Here is a 24,919-nt window from a genome sequence, read left to right on the forward strand (position 1 = left end):
TAAGCACGCAGTAGTAATATGGGAATATTAAATCTACTCAAACTATTGGAAGATTAGGCTTTAAGTGAGCGGCCTGGGGCGGGTCGCTCCTAAAGCTGCTTTTAACCGTAAAATGAGAAAACATCTTATCCTAATAATTCTGGTTTGTGTTTTGTGAGGTTTAAGAAATACAAATTATTGAGTTTTTTTAATACTTGGCGAACTTTAGGGTTCGCCTTTTTTTATGTGCGCAAATCACAATTATTGGGTTGTCCTCACATACCGTTGGCTATAAGCAATAGATCTGGGACCGCCCGACCAGCTCCCGTAAGGCCTGTAGGACGTAGGGCTATGTGGATTAAAGTCACTTATTTTCATGTCATGATAATAATAACCGCCCCCGCGGTATCCGTAGCCTCCTTCTTCATTAATCCCTTTAGGCCAATCTTCATTCGTAGCGGAACCGTCTTCAGAAAGTGAACCATCTCCATGGGTTCCTTGGTAATTCCGTCCGATAGGGTGTCCGATGGTTACACATTTTTCCCACAGACTTCCCGCCAAATCCATGACCCAATAGTAAGAAGCTCCATACACTTGTCTGTTGGTGTCATTTAAATCTGCTTCAGAAATACCATCTTCCAATATCAATTCATCTGTAAGCGCCACTTTACGCTTTAAGGCTGCTGTATTATCGGTGCCCCATGGAAATTCATGCACAAGGGGATCGGCAATACCTCTTGCAGCTTTGGTAAATTCCAATTCGGTCATGGGACGCAGTCCAGCCCAATCGGCAAAAGAAGCTCCATCGTCCCACGTAATGAAATTCGCAGGACGGTTATAGGTATCGGCTTTATATTGATCATTATTATACCGAATCCCACCTTTCTTTTCATAATATTTTTCTACTTCATGTGGACTCAATTTCGACGCCAAATGAGCAGGTATAGCATTTAGGAAATCACAATACAAACCTTGCGTAGTTTCATATTTCATGATATAAAACGCATCATGTCCTTTTGGGAAGGCACTGGGAACCGTTCCTTCATGATCCCCGCGATAAGGGGAATTGCCTATTTGATAGTACAAATTACCTTCCTCAGGACCTACCTTAATCGCTTGGTTTTCCGAAGTAATATGGTAGGGTCCAACGGGATTTCCTGAGGCATCCGACTCGTAAAAGGAAGCATAATCGATGGCCTCCTTTTCGGTAGCCCCTACGTAAAAAGATCCTTTGGGAACATATACCATTTCTATGGCAAATACTTGTGCCGTTACATTTTCGGGAAGGTTCTTTAAGACTGAAGCATCCAACATCAATTGTACGTTCCAATGGACATCGCCCCGATGCATGGCTCCTGGCGCCACAAATACCCCTACTCTATCTTCGGGAACTGACAAATCTCCTTCAGGACCATTAATAGCCGTAATTGTATGTGAGGAATTTCCCAAGGTTCCATGAACGTAGTTCCCTTTAGTATCTATTAATTTAACAAATGCCCAAGCAGCATCGTGGTTTTTCGAATTCTTCCAACCATTTTCCCAATAGAGTTCGAAATTTACAGTTCCTTTCTTTTTATTGAAGGCTACGTTAGAAACTTTAATGTCGTTGGCGTATAGGGCTCCAACAGCCATGAGGAGCACTATACATGCAGTTTTTTTGAAGAAGTTCATTGCGAAATGTTTTTTGATGATGATTATTCACCGTTCAAGATACCCAAAAACCACTGCGCTAATTCCTAAGAACTTCTTAAATAATTGTGGCTCAATCCTATTCCTAATTTATTACTGAGTAAGTTTTTATAAAGTGATCCATATAAATATTCTATGTGGGTTTGGATATATTCGCCTCCAACAATTAGTAAAGAGAACTGGAAAGTCCAGTTTTTTCAATTATAATTGCTAGGGTAATTTAATTGTTTTACGCAGACTTCGGGGCGGGTGCTTAGCCCGCCTTTGGAGTGCGGCGTAGAACCTCACCGAGTGCCTACCACCATTTGGAATAAGTACCTCCGTCCAGCGTATTGAGATCTATGGATGCTCCCATTTTAGGAACTACCACGGGAATATTTATGGCCTGAGCTTGTTTCACCACGCGCTTTACAGGATCATCCCAGTCGTGCATAGCCAACTGAAAAGCACCCCAGTGAATAGGCATGATTACCCTGGCGCCAACATCCACTCCTGCTTGGGCTGTTTCTTCGGGCATCATGTGTATTACAGGCCATAATTCGTTGTACTGTCCACATTCCAGCATAGCAAAATCGAAGGGACCGTACTTTTCCCCAATGGCTTTAAAGTGTTCTCCATACCCGCTATCGCCACTAAAGAAGATATTATTGTTTTCTGAAGTAATAACCCACGAAGCCCATAAGGTACTTCCCCTGTTATTGAATTTCCTCCCTGAAAAATGTTGGGCGGGCGTGCAGGCAAACCGAAATCCTTCGTATTGGGTTTCCTCCCACCAATCCATCTCAGTAATTCGATCCTTGGGGACATCCCACGCCTCCAAATGAACCCCGACTCCCAAGGGAACAAAGAAATGGGTCACTTTTTCACGAAGCCTCTTTATGGATTCATAGTCCAAATGATCGTAATGATCATGAGAGATGAGCACCGCATCTATATGCGGTAATTGTTCTATTTCGATAGGCAGAGATTTGTTGAATCTCCGCTGTGCATCCCTAGAAATTGGCGAAGGCATATCGGTAAGCATAGGATCGATGAGAATATCCTTTCCTTCGGCCTGCAATAAGAAAGTGGAATGCCCAAACCAAATAAGTCGTGCTGATCCATTATAATCGGCCACTTGGGCAGAATCCGCCTTTAGCATGGGTAATTCTTTGTCCGGTTTGGCATTGGGAAAGCGATTAAAGAGCATGGTTCGCATGATTTTCATTCCCTTACCAAAGGTGATGTCATCGTCTACCCCGTCGATATTTATAAATTTCCCATCTTCATGATTGTCTGATTTTGCATAGGTTTCTTTAAGTTCCTTACTTACATCACCTCCAAAAGCAGGATGTAAATTCACAAAGAGAAAATAGCCTATGACTAGTATTCCGATGAGTCCCAGTAAAATGAGTAACATACGTTTTAGAAGTTTTAATATTCGTTTCAACATAATGATTAATGCGTTGCCCAAAGATTAATGTCTTTATTCTCGGGATGTTTTAAAGCCATGGAATGTGATAAGGTATGGATCATGGCTAATCCAATTTTGGTGGTAGTAGTAATGTTTTTGGATTTTTTAAGTAAAGGAAAAAAGGGTCGCATGATTACGTAAATAGCATTATACCATCCTGTCTTCGATTTAATGCCCCGTTCTGGGATAATCGCGCCGGGTCGAAAGGCATAAGCATCGCCAAATCCTCTATTTAGGATATAATTTTCGGTTTTTCCTTTTACGCGCACCCACATACTCCTCCCCTGTTCCGAGCTATCCGTTCCAGCTCCTGAAACATAATTAAAAACCATATTAGGATTCAATTCATGTAGGATGTCTGCAAAGATTTTCGTGATTGTATAGGTAATTTGAGTGTAGCTGGCTTCATTTAATCCTACTACGGAAACACCCATGCAAAAGAAGCAACCATCACAACCCACTAATTGATCTTTTACACTTTCTAAAGCTGTGAAATCCTGCAGTAAGATTTCCTTCAGTTTAGGATGTTGCATCTCAAGACTACTTCGGTTTATGGCGAGCACTTCCGAAATATCGGGATGATCCAAGCATTCCAAAAGCACGCCTTTGCCCACCATACCGGTAGCTCCTGTAATAATTACTTTTTTCATGTCAATTCTGTGATCTGTATTGCGCAGGACTTACCCCGGTTTTCGATTTGAATAACTTGCTAAAATGTTGTGGATATTCGAACCCAAGATCGTAAGCGATTGCACTAATGGAATCTGTTGTCCCCAATAGCTTATTCTTGGCTCTATTCACCACATAACCATTTATATGGTCTTTAGCACTCTTTCCAGTTTCCTTTTTCAGTAAATCACTTAGATAATTAGGTGACATATTCAATTGCTCCCCACAGTATTTCACACTCGGCAATCCTAATTCGGTAGGTTTGTTCGAATTAAAATAATGCCGTAGTAGTGATTCGAATTCCGAAATATGATCTTGGTGTAAATTCGTCCGCACATAAAACTGTCTGTCGTAATAGCGTGTGCTATATCCCAACAACAATTCAATATTGGAAACAATCAACTTCTGACTGTGTTTATCGATATTCTGTTGGTATTCCCGTTCAATTTTCAATACCAGGTCGGTAACGATTTGCTGTTCTTCTTCCGAAAGGTGAAGTGCTTCATTTACTTCATAATCGAAAAAGGAATATTGACTGATGGTACGGCCCAATTCCGATTTGCGGATGAGATCGGGATGAAAAAGGAGTAGCCATCCTTTAGAATCGTGACAGATATTTTCGGTCGTACCGTAAATAACTTGATGGGGTTTGGTAAAAATCATCGTTCCATCGGAAAAATCATAAGAACTTCTACCGTATTGTATGGAGCCTTCCACACCATCCTTTAGGGATATCATATACAGTTCTGATGAAAACTTCATTCCTTCGAAGTCGGTTTCCTTCGGAAAGTTTTTCATATGAACTACCGAAACCAGTGGATGTTTTACCTCTCCTAAACCTAGCAGCTGATGTATTTGCTCAATACTCTCTATGTTATATATTTCGTCCATGATCTATACAAATTTACGAAACCAAATGTTGGCGCTTAAGCCCTTTTGCTTATCATATTCATAATGGTTTTGTCGAAGAATCGATCACTGAACCATTTTCTGAAGAATAAGGTTTGAGCCGCCATTTTACCCGCAGAATAACGCGTTTTAGGCTTTGGACTTTTTACGGCTTTGGAAATTACATCGGCAATAACCGTTGGAGGGGAAGACTGCCCTTTGGTTTCATAGGTGCTTTTTACGGCATTCATCATATTATGGGCCAAAGGGGCATATACACTATGCTCCGATCGAGCAAAATTTTCTGCCATGACCTCACCAAATTCTGTTTTTATGGCGCCCGGTTCTACAATAACAACATCGATCCCGAATTGCTTTACCTCTATACGTAGACAATCGCTCCATCCTTCCAAAGCGTGCTTTGTCGCATGGTACCAAGCACCCAACGGACTATAGATCTTACCTCCCACAGAACTAATATTTATGATTTTCCCACTTTGCTGAGACCGCATGGTGGGCAATACCGCTTTGGTCACTTCGGCCAAGCCAAACATATTCACTTCAAACTGACGTTTGGCATCATCATAGCTCACATCCTCTATAGCTCCATACACAGCAAAACCAGCATTGTTTACTAATACATCGATGCGTTGCTCTTTTTTTAGTATTTCAGAAATGACGGCCTTCACCTGGTTGTGAACAGTCACATCCATAGACATTGCCTTTCCTCCTGCCGCTATCAAATCCTGCATATTCTCTACGCGACGGGCTAGACCGTACACAGTATGTCCTTCTTCAATCAATTGCAAGGCAGTAGCTTTTCCTATGCCTGATGATGCTCCTGTGACTAAAATTACTTTTTTCATAATCCTTTGTTTTAGGTGTTCTTTGGATTTTACACTGCAAAACTAAGACGCACGGCATTCAAGAAATTATACATTTTACAGAATGATGTATACTTTTTACAGAAGTCAGTAATTTTCATTCCAATTATTCGTAATAAATTGAAATTAAACAACTTAGATTATTACAAATCGAACTTCGCAATACACTAAAGGGTATATAGTAACAATTAAATAGTGTGATGATGAAAAGGAAAATCCCCCTACTCGCCCTGGGTTTTATGATGAGCTGCTTACCGCTACTAGCCCAAACAACGACCCCTAACAATGAAATGTCCCTTCCAAGTATCGTTAAAATCCCAGATTATCTTATGTCCGGGGATATCAATACCATTGCGGGTAATTTTGATGGAGATAGCAACAATACTACCGTTCTTTTAGGAAACAGACCTTTGCCGGTTTTAAAAGAGTCTTCAACCCATGTTGTCTTTAAAATTCCGAATGACATACTTGGATCGCAAAAACTAACCTTTATCGAAAATGGAAGAAGCCTTTCCTATCCCTGCAAAGTGGTTGGGGTCGAACTATCGGTAGACAAACCCCATCTTGTAAAAGGAGAAAGTGCCACAGTCACCTTAAAGTTTGTTGGAATGCACAATCTGAAAGTTCCGGTCTCGGTAACGCTTCAGAACTTAAGTCCCAAAAATGTACGCTTACAAGGAGGCGCGGAGCAAATGGTTATGGTATATCCACAAGATGTAGATGTAAACGGTACTTTTACAAAGAGTTTTAAGCTCAAAGCCCGTCAGAGTGGTGGATTCAGCATATCTACTATTTTACTTAGTCCTCCGATAGCTGAATGGAATGTCCCGAATATAACAAATACCAACCCCTATGCTTCGTTCGAATCCGAATACGAAACTAATTTTGAGGGTACTCCTGTTCTCAGTGGGAATAAAACGAAAGAGAACAACGAAGAGAAGGAACAAAGTACCGTACCTGAAGCCGAAATACAAGAGGAACGAAATAAAGGGAGGGAAATCCCTGAGGATACCCCACTCGATCCAAGGGACCCCAAAGACAGGAATAAACCCTATTCCAGACCCGTTCCGCCAGGAATAGACCCTCCGGAATCTGAAGAAAGAAAGTACTGGAAAGATATGGATGCCCTATTGGAAGACGCTCGCGAACAAGATACCATTGCTAACAACTACGAAGGTCCTATAGTCCCGGGAATACCGGGATATCCTTCGATGAGCACAACGACCCCTTGGAAAACCAGTTATTTCTTTAAAGGGAATGTTCCATGTAGGGAAGACATCTACTATTTCTATCAGCGATATGACTACCTAGACGACCGAACGCTTTTGTTTGAGGAGCAGCTCTCCCCGTCCTTTGAGTTCTTTATTGCCGAAGGTGATAGCAAAATTGAATTCACCAAAACCACCGACCATTGGGAGTATGGTGCTACTGCCAAAATTGGGAAAGGCCCCTTAGAAATTGAAGTGAATGGAAAAAACTGGACCACTACGATCAAGATTGATGGAAAGGGTTCGTCTAAACTTCGAGGTAGGCATTTGTGGCTCTTTCATATTGGGCGTCTGTATTTGGTACGTAAAGCCTATCTAAGTGTTGAATACGAATACCATTATGAAGTATGTGAGAATGGTACTCCCAAGACGTGGGTCGTTACCTCTTATAGAGATCATTGGGCGTATTGGTATGACTGGGAAGAAGAAATTGTTGTAGCCTTTAAGGACGATGAAGGTAATTTTCATCGTATGGACGCTTTTCCCACTACGATCCGTACAGAAAAGCAAAGTGAGAAAATTGAGAGTTACACCATCGATAGTTTGGATGTGAAAAACTTTAAGGATCCAGATGTGGAAGACTTTTTTCCAAATTCTTAGTGAAGGAGTTTAGTGCGAGTCAAGACCTAGCTTTTTTATAGTAGTGCCGGAAGCTGGCCAATACGGTTTCTCTGCCGGAACGATTAAGTTTGAAAGGTCCTTTGCTTCCACCTTAGTGTGCTCATGGGCTACGAATTCGGATATATCCTCTATTTCTAAAACGTCTTCTCTAGAATATTGGGTAATCTCATCATTACGAAGACCGAGTTGTATAGCTCGACGCTCTAATTTTGCACCATAAGGATCATGGTCGGGATCCCATTGAAGACGCACATTTGATTCTTTTACAGACTGTTGCCAAGCTTCATGGGAAGCATAAATACCTTCTTTATAAGTGGAATACACCGCATTATCCAAATAACGATCAAATGCTTCCCGTTTTAGGTGTATGGCCAATACAACTTCCTGTCCTTCTTTCGTTCCCCAACCATTACGGAACATCATCCATAAGAAGTTGGGTTTAATCCAAGTCATTCTACTGAGACTAAATGCTCCTCCGAAATATTGATTCCTAGCGGCGAAATGACCTATTTCCGGCCGATACGATTGATACACAATAATCTTTTCATCATCGTATTGCGCCATGATGTGTTGACCGCTTTTGGGCCATTTTTCTATTTGATTCGTATATAATTCTGTATGTAATTTCATGATTTTAGTGCTATTTCAAACCGAAGGATTAAATCTTCAATGTCTCCATATCTCGCTAATTGTTGGATCCACTCCTTTGGGATTTGTGCTACGCCATAATACAAGCCAGCCAATCCTCCGGTAATGGCAGCTGTGGTGTCGGTGTCTTCTCCAAGATTCACGGCTGCCAACACAGCTTCTTTATAGGAGTCGGTGTTCAAAAGACACCATAAGGAAGCCTTTAAGCTGTTCACCACATAACCACTTCCCGAAATTCTGGAGACTTGAATCTCATTAACATTATACTCAAGAACATCGAAATAAAATCCGATTTCCTTGGGATTCAAATCTTGAGTAGCCAAAAATGCATTGACCAAGGTTTTCATGTTCTGATATGCCTTGAACTTATCCTTGGTTTCCATGAGCTGCAATGCATACTCCAGGTAGATATAACAGGCCAATACCGATCTCAAATGAGCATGGGTCATAGATGATATATCCTTTACCATTTGAAATCGCTTTTGGATGTCACCTTCTTTTTCCAACAGAAAAACCAGAGGTAGAATGCGCATTAGTGATCCATTTCCATTGGAGTACTCGTCCATACCGCCACAGATTTCGGGCGTATGCCCTTTCTTCATGTAAAAAATGGCTTGACGTGTAGTCACGCCTATGTCGAAAACCGTTCCGTGGGGTGTCCAATAGGCATCGTCATACCAAGCAATGAACTTCTCCGCAATAGCATGGGTATTGTAGCCATTCATTAAACCTTCCATCAAACAAAAGGTCAACGAACTGTCATCCGACCAGGTTCCAGGTGGTTGATTATGACTCCCATGCCCCACCATGGTAGTAGCAGGTCGCTTTTCCATATCATCCTTTAACAGGAACTCATAAGGAACACCCAAGGCATCACCAACGGCTACACCGTACACTCCTCCTCTTATGTTATTCAACAAACTCATCCTATGTTCACTTTAGTTGTTTTAATTATGTTTTTAATTACTTCATTCTCCGATCCCTTAAAATTTGGTCCTATATAGGTCTTCGTCACGTTTATAGTACCAATAATATGATCATTGAAAACCTCCATTTCCTCAGCAGGCACCCACAGTTCGTTATGTGTTGTGCCCCCTACGTTCTGAACTTCAAACTTCTTAAGATACTCAGCATCTACTTGAAACGCTGTTACAAAGCCTATATAACCCGAGAACTCATCGGTCGTATTCCATTTTACACAGATTTCAATCGCATACCCTTCATTCATTACCGGATAGAATATAGGTTGCCACTCCAGTCTGGGCGGAAAACGGGCATGACCACTTTCAATGATAAGCTCCAATTCCTTAATTCCTATAGGTCTATATAGTGTTATTGTTTTCATGTGTTCAATATTCTTTGGTATAGTTCGTAATTGTCCTTTTCAAAACAAACAAATACCACTTCTTTCATATTTTCTTGCTTTTCCATCTCCAATATAGCATCCACTGCTATTTGAGCGGCCAAGGCTTTCGGAAATCGGTACACGCCCGTACTGATATTGGGAAAGGCAATGGTTTTTATTCCATGTTTGATCGCCAATTGCATCGCATTTACATAACAATCCCTAAGTAAACCTTCCTTTTCCTTTCCTCCTTCATTCCAAACCGGACCTACGGTATGGATAACATGATTCGCCTTTAGTTTTCCTGCTGTAGTGATTACGGCTTTGCCTGTATCCAATTTCCCGATACGAGCACGTATGTCAAGACAAGCTTCCAGTATTTCCGGACCTCCTTTTCTGTGAATGGCCCCGTCTACCCCAGATCCACCCATAAGGGAAGAATTGGCTGCATTTACGATGGCATCCACTTCCATTTCGGTAATATCACCAAGTATCACTTGTATTTCCATGTACTATACTACTAAATTAGCTTTCTCTTTGGCAATACCAATTTCCACAATACTTCCTGAATTGAATTGCAAAAAGTCCGATTCTATTCCATCACTAAAAATAACCCCTTTTGAAGGCATTAGCGATTCTATCCTTAGGGTTTGTCCCTTATTGATGGTACCAAAACCGATTCCCGTTTGGGACATCCTACTTAAAAAGGGCTCACGGACCACAAAGATCAACTTATCATCCCTCCAATTCAAAGTTGTTTTGCATTCCCTGCGGTCCATGAAATAATGCCCCTGAATGTTATTTGCCATATTGAATACCGAACTCAGCCATCCTGTAGAACCTGCTCCGGTGGATACCAAAATACCACTGGAAGACTGTCTTTCCTTCTTCCCTTCGAACTCAATCGTATAGCGTGACGAGACATGGGAATCTGCCCCAATATAAAAATCGTTGAATGCCAAAAGGGTTTGCCCATCCTGGAGTGTTGCCTTCGCCATGGTCACGGTTTCAATCTCATATCCGCCCTTCACCATTCGCCTTACTACAGATCCTACTTTATTGGGTTGAAATTTCAACAAAATACCATCATAGCGTTTCGGATCGGGATTCACACCCACAATAGGCAATCCATTTACATACTTTGCTGTATTTGCTACCAAACCATCTTGTCCTAGCACCACAATCAAGTCATTTTCGGTGAAAATATAGGTAGGCAAAAACGAACGGTCGATCACCTTATGCTTCAATACGTTTGAAACCGAATCCTGAACCTGCCTAAGGGAATTGTAGAATATCTGATGCTCCTTTTCGTAGAACTCAAAATCCCCTCCAGTACGTTCTAGGTAAAACCGGGCTTGAGCTTTTGAATTAAATCGCTCTATAAGCTGCTCAAGCCTAGTTTTATCCCTTATAATGATGACCTTTTCAAATTCCATGATTAGGATTTATTTTTCATTATGGACTCCAATAATTCTGGAGAAATATTCAAGTTTCCAATCTTTTCGGCATTTTCGGCCAATTCCCGAAAAGCCAAAGCAATGTTATTACTTGGGTCATTCCCAGTATTGGAAATCGCCATCAGGATTTTCCAGTCGAGTTCCTTATAAGGTTTCAAAGAAGCATTCAACACATATTCTTTCACATCAGCCTCTTTCTTCTCGTTGGTCACCTTAATATCGATCAGTTCCTTGCGCTTTTCCTCCAAGGAGATACTGGAAGCCATTTCCATTTCCTGTAGCACCTGTTCGTTCTCTTGTTTTACCACATCGGTTTCCATCTTCTTTTCTACGATCTGCTTCTGTTTCTCCTCGACCGCAATCTCTGTATTCAATTCACTTTCTTTAATCATTCGTTCCTGCTCTACAGCAAAATTGCGTCGCTCGTAGATCGCTTGGTCAGCTTCTTTTTGAAGCGACTCACGTGTCTGAGCTTCTAAAGCCCTTGCCATTTCAGGATTGGGCGTTACCCCTAGCACATTCACACTAAGAATCTCTAACCCCAGCATTTGAACAGTTTTGGAAGTTTGAAGGCTATTGAAAATTTCGTTTTCAATCTCATCCAATTTCCTAAGGGCATCTTTAAGGCTCAACCGCTGAATGATCCCTGCGCTGGCCGTTTGGGCCTCATTAATAATACGTTGCTGTATCTTTTCATAATCATTCTTCAGGTATTGCTTCTTGTGATTTACCGTGAAATCCAACGTCTCTGCCAATTGCTTTGGATGCTGAATCTTGTAGGTAATCTGTCCTTGCAAGGTTACCTCCTGATAATCCTTGGTAGTTTCATGAAAGACGAATTGAAAATCGTCACTCTGAATTGGGATCGATACAATGGAAGAGTTAGGCGTGAAGTAGAAGAAGGACAACCCTCTCCCCTCGCGCTTCACCTTACCATTTTTGTAATGGATGACATAATTCATCGAATCGAACTTGATATAACTGATTCCAAACATGACGTAAAAATTTAGTTATTTGCGTATTTATTACACAAATATAAAATGAAATGAAATTATTGCCAAGTTTATTTGTGTCTTTTTTACACAAAACATTCTTTGTTGTTGAATATCAGTAAATTAAATTTCGAAGATGATACCCTCTTTTTTCAGCTTGAAGTACCTTTCTTTATTGAATTGGAATAAATGAGCGGGTCTTCCGGAGCCTTTGGACACTTTTTCGGGAAGTTCGTCCAATATATACAGCCCTTTGATCTTCTTCCGAAAGTTTCGGCGATCTATGGGTCTTCCCAATAGCGTAGTATATAGTTTTTCTAAATCCGAAAACGGAAATTTCTGGTCCAGTAATTCAAACCCTATGGGCTCATAGGTAATCTTCCCCTGTAGTCGTTTAATGGCAGCGGTAAGGATATAGTCATGGTCAAAAGCTAGATCTGGTAACTCCTTTATATTAAACCACTGCGCTTCTTTAGCATCTGTAGAAGCTTTTAATTGAAAGGCCGTAGGGCGTACCAACCCGAAATACGCTACCGTCACTACCCTACCCCGCGGATCCCTTTCGGGCGCTCCAAAGGTATACAGCTGCTCCAGATAATTAATTCGTACTCCGGTTTCTTCCCGTAGTTCCCTTTCTACCGCATCTTCCAAGGACTCACCTTCCAGTACAAAACCTCCAGGGATGGCCCATGCACCTTGATGGGGATCGTATTTTCGCTCTATGAGAAGTACGGAGATCTCCCCTTCTTCATAACCGAATACCACTGCATCTACCGTAAGTTTTATGGATTGCTTCATTAATATGTGTATAGGATACACAAAGTTATAAAATTATAGTTAATCCAATATGTTGGTCCAGATCAAAAAAAGGGCGTTTTACGGAACGCCCTTTTTATAAATTCATTAATACTTACCAGCAAATGGGTAGAAATGCTCTTTCATTATTCCCACAAATCCGCCTTCCACTTTATCAGATTGCATGGCATTTGGGTGAATATAGGCCCTTAGTATTTCGGCTCCAGCACCTTCCCAGGTAAAAGGTATAGCTCCAGCTTGCACCATTCTTTCAATGGCTCGGTTGTGAGCATCTATGGTCGCATCTCCCATGACATCCGTGAGAATGTATACCTCATACCCTGCTTGTATGGCGTCGAGAGCCGTATACGTTGGGCAACCCGACGTCCAAAGTCCGGTAATGATTAGCTTTTTTCGTCCTGTTTTTTCAACTGCATGTATCACTTCACGGTTCTGCCAGGCATTAAGGGATATACGATCAATGTTTTTTAGATTTGGCATGAGGTCCTTAAACTCGGTTAACGTCGACTCATTGGCTCCAATGCCAACACCAATAGTAGTTTCAATAATAGGGATGTTAAACACCTGTGCCGTTTTAATAATGGCTTGGGTATTATTCGTTAGCACATCTCTTTCGATATTTCTTACCGTACCCATCATTTCCTCCTGAAAATCGATCACCAACAATACTGTATTCTCGGAGGTTAAAAGATTATCGAATTTGGGATCTTTCGGAATATAGTTCTCCCCAGGTTTCTGGGCATAGCCCAAAGACATTATAAGCAATGCAATTACCGCTAGGGATACTTTCTTAAGGTTTCTTTTTGTTGTCATATCTATTGTTAATTTATTAACCTATACATTATTTGTAGGTACATATAATTTTGTTAAAAAAAATCATTCTGTGGTTCTCGCTCCTTCAAGCGCTACGTTCAATAGGGCAATGGCCTCACTTTCCTGTGTAGTTTCCACTATCCGTACATCAGAGCCCTGAAGTTTTAGAATCAAGTCTTTATACTCTTTTAGAGTCCATCCAGCAGTATCGGTATTACCTCCTGGAATCTGTTTCTTTGCCGCACTAAACCTACAGGCTCCAGGGGCGAAATATATGATGGACCATTGCTTGGATTTCAGTTTTTCAATAAAATCCTCATCATTGGTCGTTGGGACATAATGGGCATTTCCAATACGGGGAGGGATCATCCTTGCGAATTGATTCGATAGATACGGATCACAACCTCTTGCGAGAATGCTTTTCTTGGAATGATCCGTATTAGAATTTATTGTTTGTGCTGTTACATTCATAATACTCATAAAACAAATTAATATGGATAATTTTATGTTGTAGACCACGCTAAATAGCTTCCTTCAGTAGATCGATTTTTCCGTCAAGATCCGATTTCAATGCTTCGTCCAATAGTGCATTTTCCGAGAAGTTCTTGTGAAATGAGGGCAGCGAGAAATCGGCAATGATATTTCCTCCCAAATAAGGGAACGACATTTTCGCTGCCTGAAGAACAGTAACCCCTCCCCTTCCTCCGGGAGATGTGGCCATGAGCAGCATGGGTTTTTGTTTCCATACCTCTTTGTCAATTCTGGACAACCAATCGAATACATTTTTAAAGGCCACACTATAAGAACCATTGTGCTCTGCCAAGGAGATGACCAGTCCATCTGCAGATGACAAAAGCGCATCAAGTTTACGTGCATCTTCGGGGATGCCATTTTCCGTTTCTTCATCGATTCCGTACAATGGTAGACGGTAATCATTTAAATCGATCACCTCCACTTCCGAATTCTCCACCAAGCTAGCCGCGTAGCTAGCCAAGGTCTTGTTAATAGAGTTTTTACTATTACTTCCGCCTAGGGCAACTATTTTTTTCATATTTCTTTTCCTTTTAGTTTACGTATAAGTCGTTTTAATTGTTCTGCTTCTTCTTGATTCAGGTTATTCATCATGGGCTTGTGAAATTCGTTTACCTTGGCATCCAATTTTTCCAACAGCGCTAAACCTGCTTCGGTAATTATGATGTCCATCTTCCTTCTATCAGCTTCACATAAGGTACGTTCTACCAATCCTTTGGCAGTTAATTTGTCCACTATTCGAGTTACATTGCTGGAACGTTGTACCATTTTTTCCAATATAGTATTTACGGATACGGGCTTCCCCTTGGCTCCTCTTAGAATACGGAGTACATTGAATTGAGGCTCATAAATATCGAATTCCCGTAAATCCTTAGACACAGAATCCGTTATCCAATGCCCGGTTCGAATAATCTCAAAAATAGCCTCATAATAATAATTCATAACACCTACATTATTTGTAGGTACAAATATAATGAATTTTATCTATGTTTAACTCTGTATTTTGTTAGTAATATGTTAAAAGCTAATTACCATTATATCAATTTGTTTGATAAATTTCTTTACCTTGGAGCAACGGCCCCACCAAATCATAAATAGCAATAGATGTAGGAATTTACCCTATTGTTTGAATAGGATTTATATATTTACGACAACTAAAAACCAATTTCCCCTAATCCAGAAGGTTAAACACCTTTATATTATGCATGCATAAAATATGAGAACAACAACCACACAATCCACTAAACTTGATGACATGAAAAGAATTTTGTTTTTTTTATTTCTGTTTATGGTGGGAACCACCTATTCCCAAACAACTGTAACCGGAAATGTGACCAGTCAAGATAACGAACCTATCCTTGGTGCTAACGTAATAGTCTCAGGCACTTACGTTGGAACCGCAACGAATGCTGATGGTAGTTTTACCCTAACCGTAGAAGAGAATCCCCCATTTGAGCTAGAAATAAGTAGCATTGGCTACGAAAACGCTACGGTACAGATTACCCAAAACAACCAAAGTGTTTCCATTACATTACAAGAAGGTAGTGAACTGGACCAAGTAGTAATCTCTGCTTCCCGAACACCAGAACGCCTATTCGAATCCCCTGTAACTGTAGAGCGCTATGGTATTCAGGAAATAAAGAATTCTGCTTCTGCCGAGTTTTATGACGGACTCGAAAACCTGAAGGGAATCGATATGAATACCAACAGTTTAACGTTTAAGTCCATCAACACCCGTGGTTTCTCCACCTTTGCGAACAATAGGTTCCTGCAATTGGTAGATGGAATGGACAACTCCAACGCCGCCCTTAACTTCCCTCTGGGTAACCTTTTGGGAATGATAGAGCCCGACGTACAGAGTGTGGAAATTCTTCCAGGAGCCGCCTCCGCCCTATATGGAGCCAACGCCTTTAACGGTATTCTTTTTATGACGAGTAAGAATCCTTTCGATCACCAAGGTCTAAGCATCATGGTTAAAAGAGGGATTACTTCCCAGGAAGCTGCCGGAAACAATGATTATACCGATGTAGGCATACGTGCAGCACATAAATTCAGTAATAAATTCGCGGCCAAAGTGAATTTCGGTCTATTGGTCGGAACCGATTGGTTTGCTACCAATACAGAAGATAAATTACAACGCGGTATCGACCGTTCTGCCACCGATTATGACGGAATCAACGTATACGGGGATGAGGTAAGCACGAATATTAGAAGTGTAGCCGAAACCTTGGTAGCGATTGGAGCACTTCCTCCAGGAGCTGATGCATTAGTACCTGCTATAGACGTTAGTAGAACAGGATATGATGAAAGAGATCTTACCGACTATGACGCAGAAAGCGTAAAAGCCGATTGGGGTCTGTACTACCGCCCTTGGGAGGATGATTTCGAAATTGTATACCAAGGTAAAGTAGGTACTGGAAAAACCATTTATCAAGGTGCCAACCGCTATCGTATCGACAACTTCTTCCAACAACAGCATAAACTTGAATTCCGTAACGACAATTTCTTTTTAAGAGGATATGTTGTTCCTGACAAAGCAGGAAACTCCTATGACATGGTATTTACCGGAATTAACATCAACCGCGCATGGAAAGACGATCAGACGTGGTTCGGGCAATATGTTGGTGCTTTTGTACAGGGAACTTTGGCAGGTCTTTCGGAAACTGAAGCTCATGCCCTAGGACGACAAACAGCCGATACTGGACGTTTTGAGCCAGGCTCCCAAGAATTCAACACTGCTTTCAATAACAGTATTAGTAATCCCGATTTGAATGAAGGATCTCGATTCCAAGACGAATCAAGATACTACCATGCGGATGGGAACTATAACTTCGGACACCTTTGGGATGCTGCCGAAGTACAAGTGGGTGGATCGTATAGAAGATACCGACTAAATTCTTCGGGTACTATTTACACCGATGGTGATGGACCTATCGATTACTCTGAAGTGGGATTGTATACCCAAATTCAAAAGAAATTACCGATCTCCGATAATGTAGATGTAAAACTTACAGGATCTATCCGTTACGATAAGTCTGAATTATTCGATGGTTTCTTCTCTCCAAGGGTAGCCGCCGGTTTCACCATTGCCGAGAATCACAATATTAGGGCTTCTTACCAAACTGGTTTCAGAAACCCAACAACTCAGGATTTATTTATCGGATTGGATGTAGGGCGTGCCATTTTAGTAGGTAGTGCCGAAGGTAACCCTGCCATGGATGTTCGTACGTATCCTTTAAGTGCCAGTGGACAAGCCATTTTGGGGGTTCCTCAACTACAGTTAGACGGTACGGGAGCGTATAACAATTCCTTCTCTGCCAACTCTGTAGGAGTATTTGCTGCGACAGGAGATCCAACGCAATTGGTGGTGTCCAATCCAGAAGCTGTAAAACCCGAGCAGGTATCTACCATAGAATTGGGATATCGTGGTAAGTTGTTCGATAACAAATTACTTGTAGACTTGAGCGGATACTACAACAGCTACGAAGATTTCATTACCAATGAAACGGTTGTAACTCCTTTCTACGGAGATGTAGGTTTAACACAGGCACTGCCTAATGGAGTTCCTGTAGCGGTTGCTGCATTGGCAAATGGTGACTTCCAGGCTTTCCAAACTTATACCAACACAGATGCCGAAGTAAACTCCTACGGTGGTTCTATTGGATTGACAATGCGTATTGCCGATAAATTCGATCTTTCTGGTAATTATACTTATGCCAAATTGGATTTTGATCGTGAGGCAAACCCAGATTTCCTTACCTCTTTCAACACGCCAGAGCATAAGGTAAAAGCCACTTTAGGAAGTACAGATTTGTTCGAAAACTTTGGGTTCAATGTAGCTTGGAGATGGAGCGACACCTATCTGTGGGAAGCTACCTTCGGAACAGGGCAAGTACCTGCTTTCCATGTAGTGGATGCGCAAATAAACTACAAAGTTCCTAGTTTCTTGAAATCTACATTCAAATTAGGTGCTTCTAACTTATTACAAGACGAATATATTACCGCTTTCGGTACGGGATTGGTAGGATCTGTATACTACCTATCTTGGACCATCAATAATTAATTAGCCTTCCCTCTAATTATATCAAAACCCTCTGGAGCTTCATGCGAAGGAGGGTTTTTTATTTACAGTAGATTATAAACGCATTTCCATTTCAAACTGATCCACGGTATTTTTCAATTGAATGTGTTTCAGAAAATTAATTTTTGAAGTCAGTTGCTCGTCCACATTATTAATTCGAATTTCTTCCGAAATACCTTGAATGGCCGAAAAAAGCCGCTCCCAATTCTGAAGTGTATCTTCAAAAACATCGAATTGCGCTACGTAGCACCTATTTGGTTCTAAAATGAAATAGGCCGCTTCTTTTCCATTTGAATTGATCACATAATAATCATAGGATCCCCTTTGGACGGTCTCTATATGGTTATCCCAGGAATAGCTTTCCTGATGGAGTGTTTCCCACAAAAAATGGGAAGCGTCTACATTTTTTAGGACATAATCATGTTGCTCCGCTCCTACCTGAAAGGTTCCCCCATAGCATTTGTAGCGCTTGGTAATCGAAAAACCTACCTTCTCATATGCTTTAACAGCTTTTTCATTTTCGGTAATGACTTCCAAGGCACATAGGGAAATTCCTTTTTCCTTCAGTTTGGGGATACAATGATCATATAATTGCTGTACAATACGCTTCCCCCTGTATTCGGGAATTACTCCTGTACCTGTATTGAAGGCAATCCTATCCCCGTTCCGAGTATCGATAGCATGTATGATAAAGCCTATCAGGGTATCTCCATCGAACATTCCATAGGAATCCGCATAACTTACCTTGGCCCTTCTCCAACGTTCTTCGTAGAAATCATGATCCGTAGGCATTTTGACAAAATAATTGGCAAAAGCCACTAGGAAGCAATCCATAAGTGAGGCGAATGGCAATGTGTCTAAGCTCTTTATCTTCATTCTATTTATGAAATATTATAGGGTTGCAATCATTATTGGAACACTTATTAGAATCGTAAAACAAATATGTACTTGTTAAGGTAATGTATTTTTCCAATAAGCTTCTAAAAAAAGGATTCGTCTCTTTTTTGTAGGATTTGCAATGATCTAAACAAATAGTTTCCATAATAATATCTTTTTAAGTTAGGGCAAAGGCAACAGCTTGGTCCGCGTGAATTTGTCCAGTATCGAATAGTGGGATTGAAATATCCTCTGCCTGTACAAGCATGGGTAATTCGGTACATCCCATAATCACGCCTTCTATACCATTGCTTTTTGAATTTTGAATCATCTCAATAACCCTCTGTTTGGATGTTTCCGTAAAAACACCTTTCAGCAATTCACCATATATGATATCATGAATGATTTGCATGTCCGAAGGATTGGGGACGGTGATGTCTAGGTCATATTTATTTTCCAAAACAGAGGTGTAGAAGTCCAATTCCATAGTAGGTTTCGTACCTAGAAGCAGGACCTTTTTAAGTTGTTTCTTGGCAATAGCTCGTCCCGTGGCATCGGCTATGTGCAAAAAGGGAATCGATATATCCGCTATAATAGCGGGACTTACCAAATGAATTAAATTCGTGCACAACAACACCATATCTGCCCCTGCCCTTTCCAATTGCTGGGCACTTTTCACCATGATGCGTTCTATGGCTTTCCAATCTCGATTAGAGGTATGCCGTTCGATTTCGGAAAAGTCTACCGAAACCAGTATGATTTTAGCCGAATGAGATCCCCCAAGTTTTACGTTTACGGCATGATTTATTCGTTCGTAATACAATTTTGAAGATTCCCATCCCATCCCGCCTATCAATCCAATAACCTTTGTTTGTTGTTGCATGCTTCTTATTTTGGAACAAAACTAAATCCATAAACCTCAGTATACCAGCATTGTAATTGAAGGTTGAAATTTTATGGTTGAAAATTTTTCAACTACATCCCAAGGGTGAGTATTGTACCTTTGTACTATGGAATTGAAATACTTCCGACTTATAAAAACCATCGCCGAGGAAGGTAGCATTGCCAACTCATCGGGGCGTTTGTTTTTAACCCAATCTGCCCTAAGTCATCAGTTAAAGGATTTAGAAGAACGTTTGGGTTTTAAGGTATTTCATAGAACCCGAAACAATTGGGAATTAACCGAAGAAGGCAAGGAATTATACAAACTGGCGAATACTTTATTTAGTGCCATCGATGAAGGTTTTGGAACCATAAAACAAATTAAGGAAGGGGCCAAAGGCTCCATAAAACTTAGTGCCGAATGCCAATCCTTTTTTCATTCCCTTCCTGCCTTTATTCAGAAAATGGGGATGCTTTATCCAGAGATAGACATTGACCTGAGCTTAGGATCTACGCAGCACATCATCTCACAGGTGCTATCAAACGAAATAGACATTGCGATTGTCACCTCCCAACCCGAAGCAGAAGCCCTTACTAGCACGCAGATCCACAAGGATGAAATTTTTGCGGTGATGCATCGGGAAAATCCACTGAATGAACATCCTTATCTGGAGGCGGGTCATTTTGAAAAGGTGCACTTGCTTATCAATTCCTTCCCTATAGAAGGTGTTTGGGTATATGAGCATTTCCTGAAACGCGATAAAGTGAACCCTATTAAGATATCTGCTATTCCCTTCACAGAGGCCACACTTTCGCTCATAGATGCTAATATGGGGATCATGTGCGCTCCCAAATGGCAGTTAGCTTCTTTCACTTTGCCCAAGGATATCGTTTTCAAAAGAATTGGTAAGAATGGCTTAAAGCGCACACATTATTTGGTGGTCCAAACGTCTCAAAGAAATAAGGATTATATCCATGATTTCATCACCAACATTGAAGAGGATTTTTTGGATACCGAATAAGCTACATTGCCTATTCTACTTGTGTGTAGGCCCAAAGTATTCGCAACCGTTCGCTTTCACTAAAACCTGAATCTGCCTGCCATTCTAGTCTTGGCATCAGTTTCTCATCCAGATTCAAAACAATATCGATTAAATAGTCGCCTTGGGGTATCATATAACCCACACAACCAGCCTGATAAGGCACTGAATATTCTGTATCCTTTATTGCTTTTATTAAATAATCGGTTCTTTGTTCAAAGTTTCTTTTACGAACGAGTGCTTCGTATGCGATCGCTTTTATCGTCCCATTCGGAAATTCGGTAAGTTGTTTTAATTCAGAAATTGTAGCATTTTTCTGTATCCAGCGCCTTGTATCGTAAAGCTTATACCTTCTTCCATCAATCCCGATATAAGGTCCCGAAACACTCCCGTATTGCATCACTTGTACACTATCTTTAATTTGCATTCGAATTCCGTTCCAATTGTACGACCAGCTTTTCTCGTAAAAGGAAGAAAGAGCGAAAACAATAGCAATTCCAATTACTGAGATGAGTGGAAAAAAAATTGAAATCGTACTGTGCTTCTTGTTTTGTTTTCTATTTCTTTTCATACGTGGCATTTCCAAAATTCACATATTTTCCTTCTTTGTTCTTATAGAAATCTTCCACATATATTATACCATTTTCAATTCGGTATAATGTCTTTCCCTGTTCGGTAGATGCATCGCCCCAAAATATTTCGAGTGTATCCGACGATATACTTCCAATTAAAGGCAAGCGGACCCCTCTAGAATCGAACCAAGTACCAGAAACACTGCCATCCTGTGCAATTTGATAATAACCATGTGCCTGCATGGTTTGCATCTTTCCCTCGGAGGCCTCAAAACCGTTCTCGAATTCAAGTTTGATAAATGTATTATTTAAAGCAGCTTCCCAATGCATGGTAAAATGGGCAGTCTTACCAAATAGGGTTCCACTTCCCTCCCAAGAGGATCCCTCCACCTTATCGAAAAATGTTTGGGCAATCCCTGCATGGCATACGAGAAACAATATCAAATACTGGAATAGTCTCATCTTTATAATTTTAGGCTCATAAAATTCCTGCCGGAATAATTAGGTAAAAGATAACCAGAATATGAATACCTAGAGCAATTTTGCAGTAGTTGTTCCTTTTTTTGATACCAGTGATATTCAAAATTAAATAGGCCCAGAAAGAAACAGTCCTTCTGGGGCCTATAACCACATGTTCAATAAACAGAAGCTATGAACATTTTTTTGGGCTTCCCCATATATCATAATTCCCTATGAATATTGCTTTAGAGGTTAGGCGGGTGCGGAGCTCCAGCATTGTGTCTTTTCAAATTTGCCATCCTTGATGGCTACTTCATAAAAAGTCTCGGTAATTTGATCCCCACTTAATTCTACAATGGCAAAACCGTTTTTAACCCGCAACTGTTGTTGTTTATCCAAAGGAGGCGGCATTTTGGTGTGACTGTAGTACAACACCTCAGGATTAGGGCCATTAATTAGATCCTGAAGATAGGGTGCATTGCCAAAGGGAATGGAGGCATGGCCACAACAGCGCATAAGCGGCCCGTTGCCATCCCTAGTTTTCTTTTCACCGTAGATGGATAAATTATCATTGTATACAATTCCATTATGTACGTGTCCCCAATACCATACATCTGGAATATGGGGTGCAGTTGCTCCTAATATTTGATCCCACATTGGGTTATTGGGTTTCGGTCCGTTCTTGTCCACTTCTATTCCATTATGGTGAGTGCACAAAAAGACCTTTTTCCCTGAGTTGTAGGCTTTGGTTAAAAATTCCAGCTGTTCCTGTCCTCCATGCTTGGTAGCGATAATACCATCCATGTACAAGGGACTTTCGTCGTAATATGCAGAATCCAGTCCTACGATAATCCACTCTCCAATTTCAAAGGAGAAGTAGGTTGTCTGATTCTGATGGGTAAAACGAGCATCTTTCAATGTGTTTTTCATGAGCCCATTGGCGCCATCGTACATTTCATGATTGCTATTCATGGTATAGAATTTCCCTTTATACTTTAAAGGAATTCGTTCTAGAAAATTGCTTGTTTCTTCCCCCTTGGTCCCTGCATAATACACATCGCCTAAATGGATGATATAATCGGGGTCTTCAGAAATAACCCCCTCCATAACCAATTGGGACGGACATTTAGGTGTTTCCCCGTCACTCCAAATACCCGTCCCCCAATCGCCAATAATGGCAATTTTAGCTGAAGGGGGAATTGAATTATTAGATACTTTAGTTTTTCCCTCGGGATTCGTTCCGAAAGGATGGATGAGGAAGGGCAATACTTTATAAAGGATATAATATCCCAAGGATAGGAACCAGCCTACATCTAGTTGGCAGTATTTAGAAATCACATACAGTGTCCCATCGCCTGCTACCCAACCATCCGACCATTCTTCCAACATTTCGGTGGTAATCTTACTGGGAGGAATTCCCAGAACGTCGCGCAATGCTCTTGTTAGAAGGTTTTTATCAATGAGCTCATTCAGGAAATACAAGGCAGTCATATTCTCATAGTCATGATGATAGTTCTCCTTGTAATCACCATTCAAAAAGTAACTCTCGCACGTTACCAAGTATTGCCAGAATCCTTCTATATTCCTTTTCCCGGTGCTTAAATCTGCCTCCTTGTTTAAACCACTTTCTAGCTTTTCATTGACATCATTAAGAAGGTCTTTGATATTCGAATCTATATTGAATAATTCCATGACATTGCGTTTTATACCCTCTAATTTCTTGATTAACAAACAATAACACAATACGTATTTATACGTGTTTTATAAAAAAAAGCGACCTCTTTAAAGATCGCTTTTAGGTCATGGTTATGATGCTTTAATCCGCTTCAAGAATTTCGATTATGGCCTTGGCCACAGGAGTGGATGACAACCAATTCTGTCCGGTTACCAACCGCCCGTCTACCTCAACATGAGCGGTATTTCTCGGGGAGTGCTTAAATATCCCACCACGACTTTCTATGGTTTGGGTGATCTTAAAGGGAAAGGTACTGTAGTACGCCCTATCTTTATGTTCGAAAGCATCGGGATAACCACTTACCCGCTTACCGTTTACCAAATAGTTTCCACTTTTCGTTTTTAGATTTACAATTCCTGCTGTCCCGTGACAAACGGAAGAAACGATACCTTCATTTTTCTCGTAGATATCCATTGCTATTTGCTGTATGTTCTCATTTTCTGGTACGCCAAACATGGAACTTCCACCACCTATATACTGAATGGCTTTGTACAAGGAATAATCAACTTCCTCGGGGCTCAAGGTATGCTTAATGGCATACATAAAATCATTATTGTACAGTAACCGTTTACTGGTCTCATCGGAAGTATCTACATAGGCTACGGGAATAGCGCCTCCCTTTGGGCTCACAAAATCTACATGATATCCCGCTTGAACGAACGTGTCATAGGCTTTTACTATTTCATAAAAGCTATTCCCTGTCTTCATTTCTGAATCTCCATAAAATTGGGCATTCGACACCACAAAGAGAACGTGATCTCCACTTTTGGAGGAATCTTCGCGTGTGGCAGTTTTCGAAATAATCTTCCAGGTTTTACCCTCCATCTTCTTCAAAAGAAAAAGATCGATAAAACGCCATTTTCTTTGAGGTATTAGGATTTCAACTTTAGCGGTAGCAATATCCTTGGACACATCTATGGATAGGATCTTCGCTTTTCTGCCATTAAAAGTACCCGATTCGCCTTTAAACCAACTTACATATTCATCGGCTGAAAGTTGTTTGAATTCCTCCCTAACGGTTAAATAAAGCGTTGCATTTTCGGCAAAAGCACTGCGCAGTTGTGTCTTTTGGTTATAGGAACTCCCCTGCATGTAATCCTGAAGGGTTTTGGTGATGGATTCTTGGGCGGATTGTGCTAAAAGGGAACATGAAGTGAACAGTAAGAATAATAGGATTCTGATTTTCATTGTGATGAACGTTTTTAAAAGTTTTGGTAAACT

25 protein-coding genes are annotated in these 24,919 nt (G+C 40.8%); 3 read left to right on the forward strand and 22 right to left on the reverse strand.

Annotated elements, in window-relative coordinates; genetic code table 11:
* Positions 1-240 precede the first annotated feature (240 nt).
* From POV27_RS09645 to POV27_RS09665, 5 genes are all read right to left on the reverse strand, one after another.
* The gene (locus POV27_RS09645) at positions 241-1,650 is read right to left on the reverse strand and encodes a formylglycine-generating enzyme family protein (RefSeq protein WP_272862546.1); all 1,410 of its coding nucleotides are present in this window, start codon (positions 1,648-1,650) and stop codon (positions 241-243) included.
* Positions 1,651-1,963: 313 nt separating this feature from the next.
* On the reverse strand, positions 1,964-3,067 hold the full coding sequence (locus POV27_RS09650) for an MBL fold metallo-hydrolase (protein WP_272862547.1): 1,104 nt from the start codon (positions 3,065-3,067) through the stop codon (positions 1,964-1,966).
* A gap of 38 nt (positions 3,068-3,105) precedes the next feature.
* On the reverse strand, positions 3,106-3,771 hold the full coding sequence (locus tag POV27_RS09655) for an NAD-dependent epimerase/dehydratase family protein (protein ID WP_272862548.1): 666 nt from the start codon (positions 3,769-3,771) through the stop codon (positions 3,106-3,108).
* A 1-nt stretch (position 3,772) separates the two neighbouring features.
* Positions 3,773-4,681 (reverse strand): helix-turn-helix domain-containing protein, encoded by a 909-nt coding sequence (locus POV27_RS09660; protein WP_272862549.1) that lies wholly within the window; start codon positions 4,679-4,681, stop codon positions 3,773-3,775.
* A gap of 35 nt (positions 4,682-4,716) precedes the next feature.
* The gene (locus tag POV27_RS09665; protein WP_272862550.1) at positions 4,717-5,544 is read right to left on the reverse strand and encodes an oxidoreductase; all 828 of its coding nucleotides are present in this window, start codon (positions 5,542-5,544) and stop codon (positions 4,717-4,719) included.
* Positions 5,545-5,765: 221 nt separating this feature from the next.
* On the opposite strand from POV27_RS09665, the gene POV27_RS09670 reads away from it, so the two are divergent.
* Positions 5,766-7,430 (forward strand): IPT/TIG domain-containing protein, encoded by a 1,665-nt coding sequence (locus tag POV27_RS09670; RefSeq protein WP_272862551.1) that lies wholly within the window; start codon positions 5,766-5,768, stop codon positions 7,428-7,430.
* A 9-nt stretch (positions 7,431-7,439) separates the two neighbouring features.
* Here POV27_RS09670 and POV27_RS09675 read toward each other — a convergent pair whose 3' ends face one another.
* The 11 genes from POV27_RS09675 to POV27_RS09725 all read right to left on the reverse strand — a co-directional run bounded on the left by POV27_RS09675 (position 7,440) and on the right by POV27_RS09725 (position 14,995).
* On the reverse strand, positions 7,440-8,081 hold the full coding sequence (locus POV27_RS09675) for a DUF4291 domain-containing protein (RefSeq protein ID WP_272862552.1): 642 nt from the start codon (positions 8,079-8,081) through the stop codon (positions 7,440-7,442).
* The gene (locus POV27_RS09680) at positions 8,078-9,025 is read right to left on the reverse strand and encodes an ADP-ribosylglycohydrolase family protein (protein ID WP_272862553.1); all 948 of its coding nucleotides are present in this window, start codon (positions 9,023-9,025) and stop codon (positions 8,078-8,080) included. The genes POV27_RS09675 and POV27_RS09680 overlap by 4 nt, the downstream gene beginning before the upstream one ends.
* On the reverse strand, positions 9,022-9,444 hold the full coding sequence (locus POV27_RS09685) for an ADP-ribosylation/crystallin J1 (RefSeq protein ID WP_272862554.1): 423 nt from the start codon (positions 9,442-9,444) through the stop codon (positions 9,022-9,024). Before POV27_RS09685 ends, POV27_RS09680 begins: the two co-directional genes overlap by 4 nt.
* Positions 9,441-9,953 carry an O-acetyl-ADP-ribose deacetylase gene (locus tag POV27_RS09690; RefSeq protein ID WP_272862555.1) on the reverse strand — a complete coding sequence of 171 codons (513 nt, stop codon included), beginning with the start codon at positions 9,951-9,953 and terminating at the stop codon, positions 9,441-9,443. The genes POV27_RS09685 and POV27_RS09690 overlap by 4 nt, the downstream gene beginning before the upstream one ends.
* A gap of 3 nt (positions 9,954-9,956) precedes the next feature.
* A complete protein-coding gene (locus tag POV27_RS09695; protein WP_272862556.1) occupies positions 9,957-10,880 on the reverse strand; it encodes an NAD(+)/NADH kinase in 924 nt (307 codons plus the stop codon).
* A gap of 2 nt (positions 10,881-10,882) precedes the next feature.
* The gene (locus POV27_RS09700; RefSeq protein ID WP_272862557.1) at positions 10,883-11,896 is read right to left on the reverse strand and encodes an SPFH domain-containing protein; all 1,014 of its coding nucleotides are present in this window, start codon (positions 11,894-11,896) and stop codon (positions 10,883-10,885) included.
* Between the two features lie 120 nt (positions 11,897-12,016).
* The gene (locus POV27_RS09705; RefSeq protein WP_272862558.1) at positions 12,017-12,691 is read right to left on the reverse strand and encodes an NUDIX hydrolase; all 675 of its coding nucleotides are present in this window, start codon (positions 12,689-12,691) and stop codon (positions 12,017-12,019) included.
* 105 nt (positions 12,692-12,796) lie between these two features.
* Positions 12,797-13,522 (reverse strand): isochorismatase family protein, encoded by a 726-nt coding sequence (locus tag POV27_RS09710; protein WP_272862559.1) that lies wholly within the window; start codon positions 13,520-13,522, stop codon positions 12,797-12,799.
* Between the two features lie 63 nt (positions 13,523-13,585).
* The gene (locus POV27_RS09715; protein ID WP_272862560.1) at positions 13,586-14,002 is read right to left on the reverse strand and encodes a hypothetical protein; all 417 of its coding nucleotides are present in this window, start codon (positions 14,000-14,002) and stop codon (positions 13,586-13,588) included.
* A gap of 40 nt (positions 14,003-14,042) precedes the next feature.
* Positions 14,043-14,573: an NADPH-dependent FMN reductase gene (locus tag POV27_RS09720; RefSeq protein WP_272862561.1), complete on the reverse strand. Its 531-nt coding sequence runs from the start codon at positions 14,571-14,573 to the stop codon at positions 14,043-14,045.
* Positions 14,570-14,995, reverse strand: coding sequence for a MarR family winged helix-turn-helix transcriptional regulator (locus POV27_RS09725; RefSeq protein WP_272862562.1), 426 nt, complete (start codon positions 14,993-14,995; stop codon positions 14,570-14,572). Before POV27_RS09725 ends, POV27_RS09720 begins: the two co-directional genes overlap by 4 nt.
* 313 nt (positions 14,996-15,308) lie before the next feature.
* Between POV27_RS09725 and POV27_RS09730 the strand changes: the two genes are divergently transcribed.
* The gene (locus tag POV27_RS09730; RefSeq protein ID WP_272862563.1) at positions 15,309-18,116 is read left to right on the forward strand and encodes a TonB-dependent receptor; all 2,808 of its coding nucleotides are present in this window, start codon (positions 15,309-15,311) and stop codon (positions 18,114-18,116) included.
* A 72-nt stretch (positions 18,117-18,188) separates the two neighbouring features.
* Here the strand turns inward: POV27_RS09730 and POV27_RS09735 are convergent, their stop codons facing one another.
* Positions 18,189-19,010 carry a GNAT family N-acetyltransferase gene (locus tag POV27_RS09735; RefSeq protein WP_272862564.1) on the reverse strand — a complete coding sequence of 274 codons (822 nt, stop codon included), beginning with the start codon at positions 19,008-19,010 and terminating at the stop codon, positions 18,189-18,191.
* Between the two features lie 178 nt (positions 19,011-19,188).
* Positions 19,189-19,893: an aspartate/glutamate racemase family protein gene (locus POV27_RS09740; RefSeq protein WP_272862565.1), complete on the reverse strand. Its 705-nt coding sequence runs from the start codon at positions 19,891-19,893 to the stop codon at positions 19,189-19,191.
* A 127-nt stretch (positions 19,894-20,020) separates the two neighbouring features.
* On the opposite strand from POV27_RS09740, the gene POV27_RS09745 reads away from it, so the two are divergent.
* Positions 20,021-20,914: a LysR family transcriptional regulator gene (locus POV27_RS09745; protein WP_272862566.1), complete on the forward strand. Its 894-nt coding sequence runs from the start codon at positions 20,021-20,023 to the stop codon at positions 20,912-20,914.
* A 10-nt stretch (positions 20,915-20,924) separates the two neighbouring features.
* Here the strand turns inward: POV27_RS09745 and POV27_RS09750 are convergent, their stop codons facing one another.
* The 4 genes from POV27_RS09750 to POV27_RS09765 all read right to left on the reverse strand — a co-directional run bounded on the left by POV27_RS09750 (position 20,925) and on the right by POV27_RS09765 (position 24,886).
* Entirely contained in the window at positions 20,925-21,503 is a 579-nt protein-coding gene (locus POV27_RS09750) for a hypothetical protein (RefSeq protein ID WP_272862567.1), read from the reverse strand.
* The gene (locus POV27_RS09755; protein WP_272862568.1) at positions 21,490-21,966 is read right to left on the reverse strand and encodes a hypothetical protein; all 477 of its coding nucleotides are present in this window, start codon (positions 21,964-21,966) and stop codon (positions 21,490-21,492) included. The genes POV27_RS09750 and POV27_RS09755 overlap by 14 nt, the downstream gene beginning before the upstream one ends.
* A gap of 249 nt (positions 21,967-22,215) precedes the next feature.
* Positions 22,216-23,655, reverse strand: a complete 1,440-nt coding sequence (locus POV27_RS09760; protein WP_272862569.1) for a metallophosphoesterase family protein — start codon at positions 23,653-23,655, stop codon at positions 22,216-22,218.
* Between the two features lie 124 nt (positions 23,656-23,779).
* Positions 23,780-24,886 (reverse strand): nuclear transport factor 2 family protein, encoded by a 1,107-nt coding sequence (locus tag POV27_RS09765; RefSeq protein WP_272862570.1) that lies wholly within the window; start codon positions 24,884-24,886, stop codon positions 23,780-23,782.
* Positions 24,887-24,919: the final 33 nt, after the last annotated feature.

This window comes from Aureisphaera galaxeae (assembly GCF_028561275.1).
GTDB classification, from domain to species: Bacteria; Bacteroidota; Bacteroidia; order Flavobacteriales; family Flavobacteriaceae; genus Aureisphaera; species Aureisphaera galaxeae.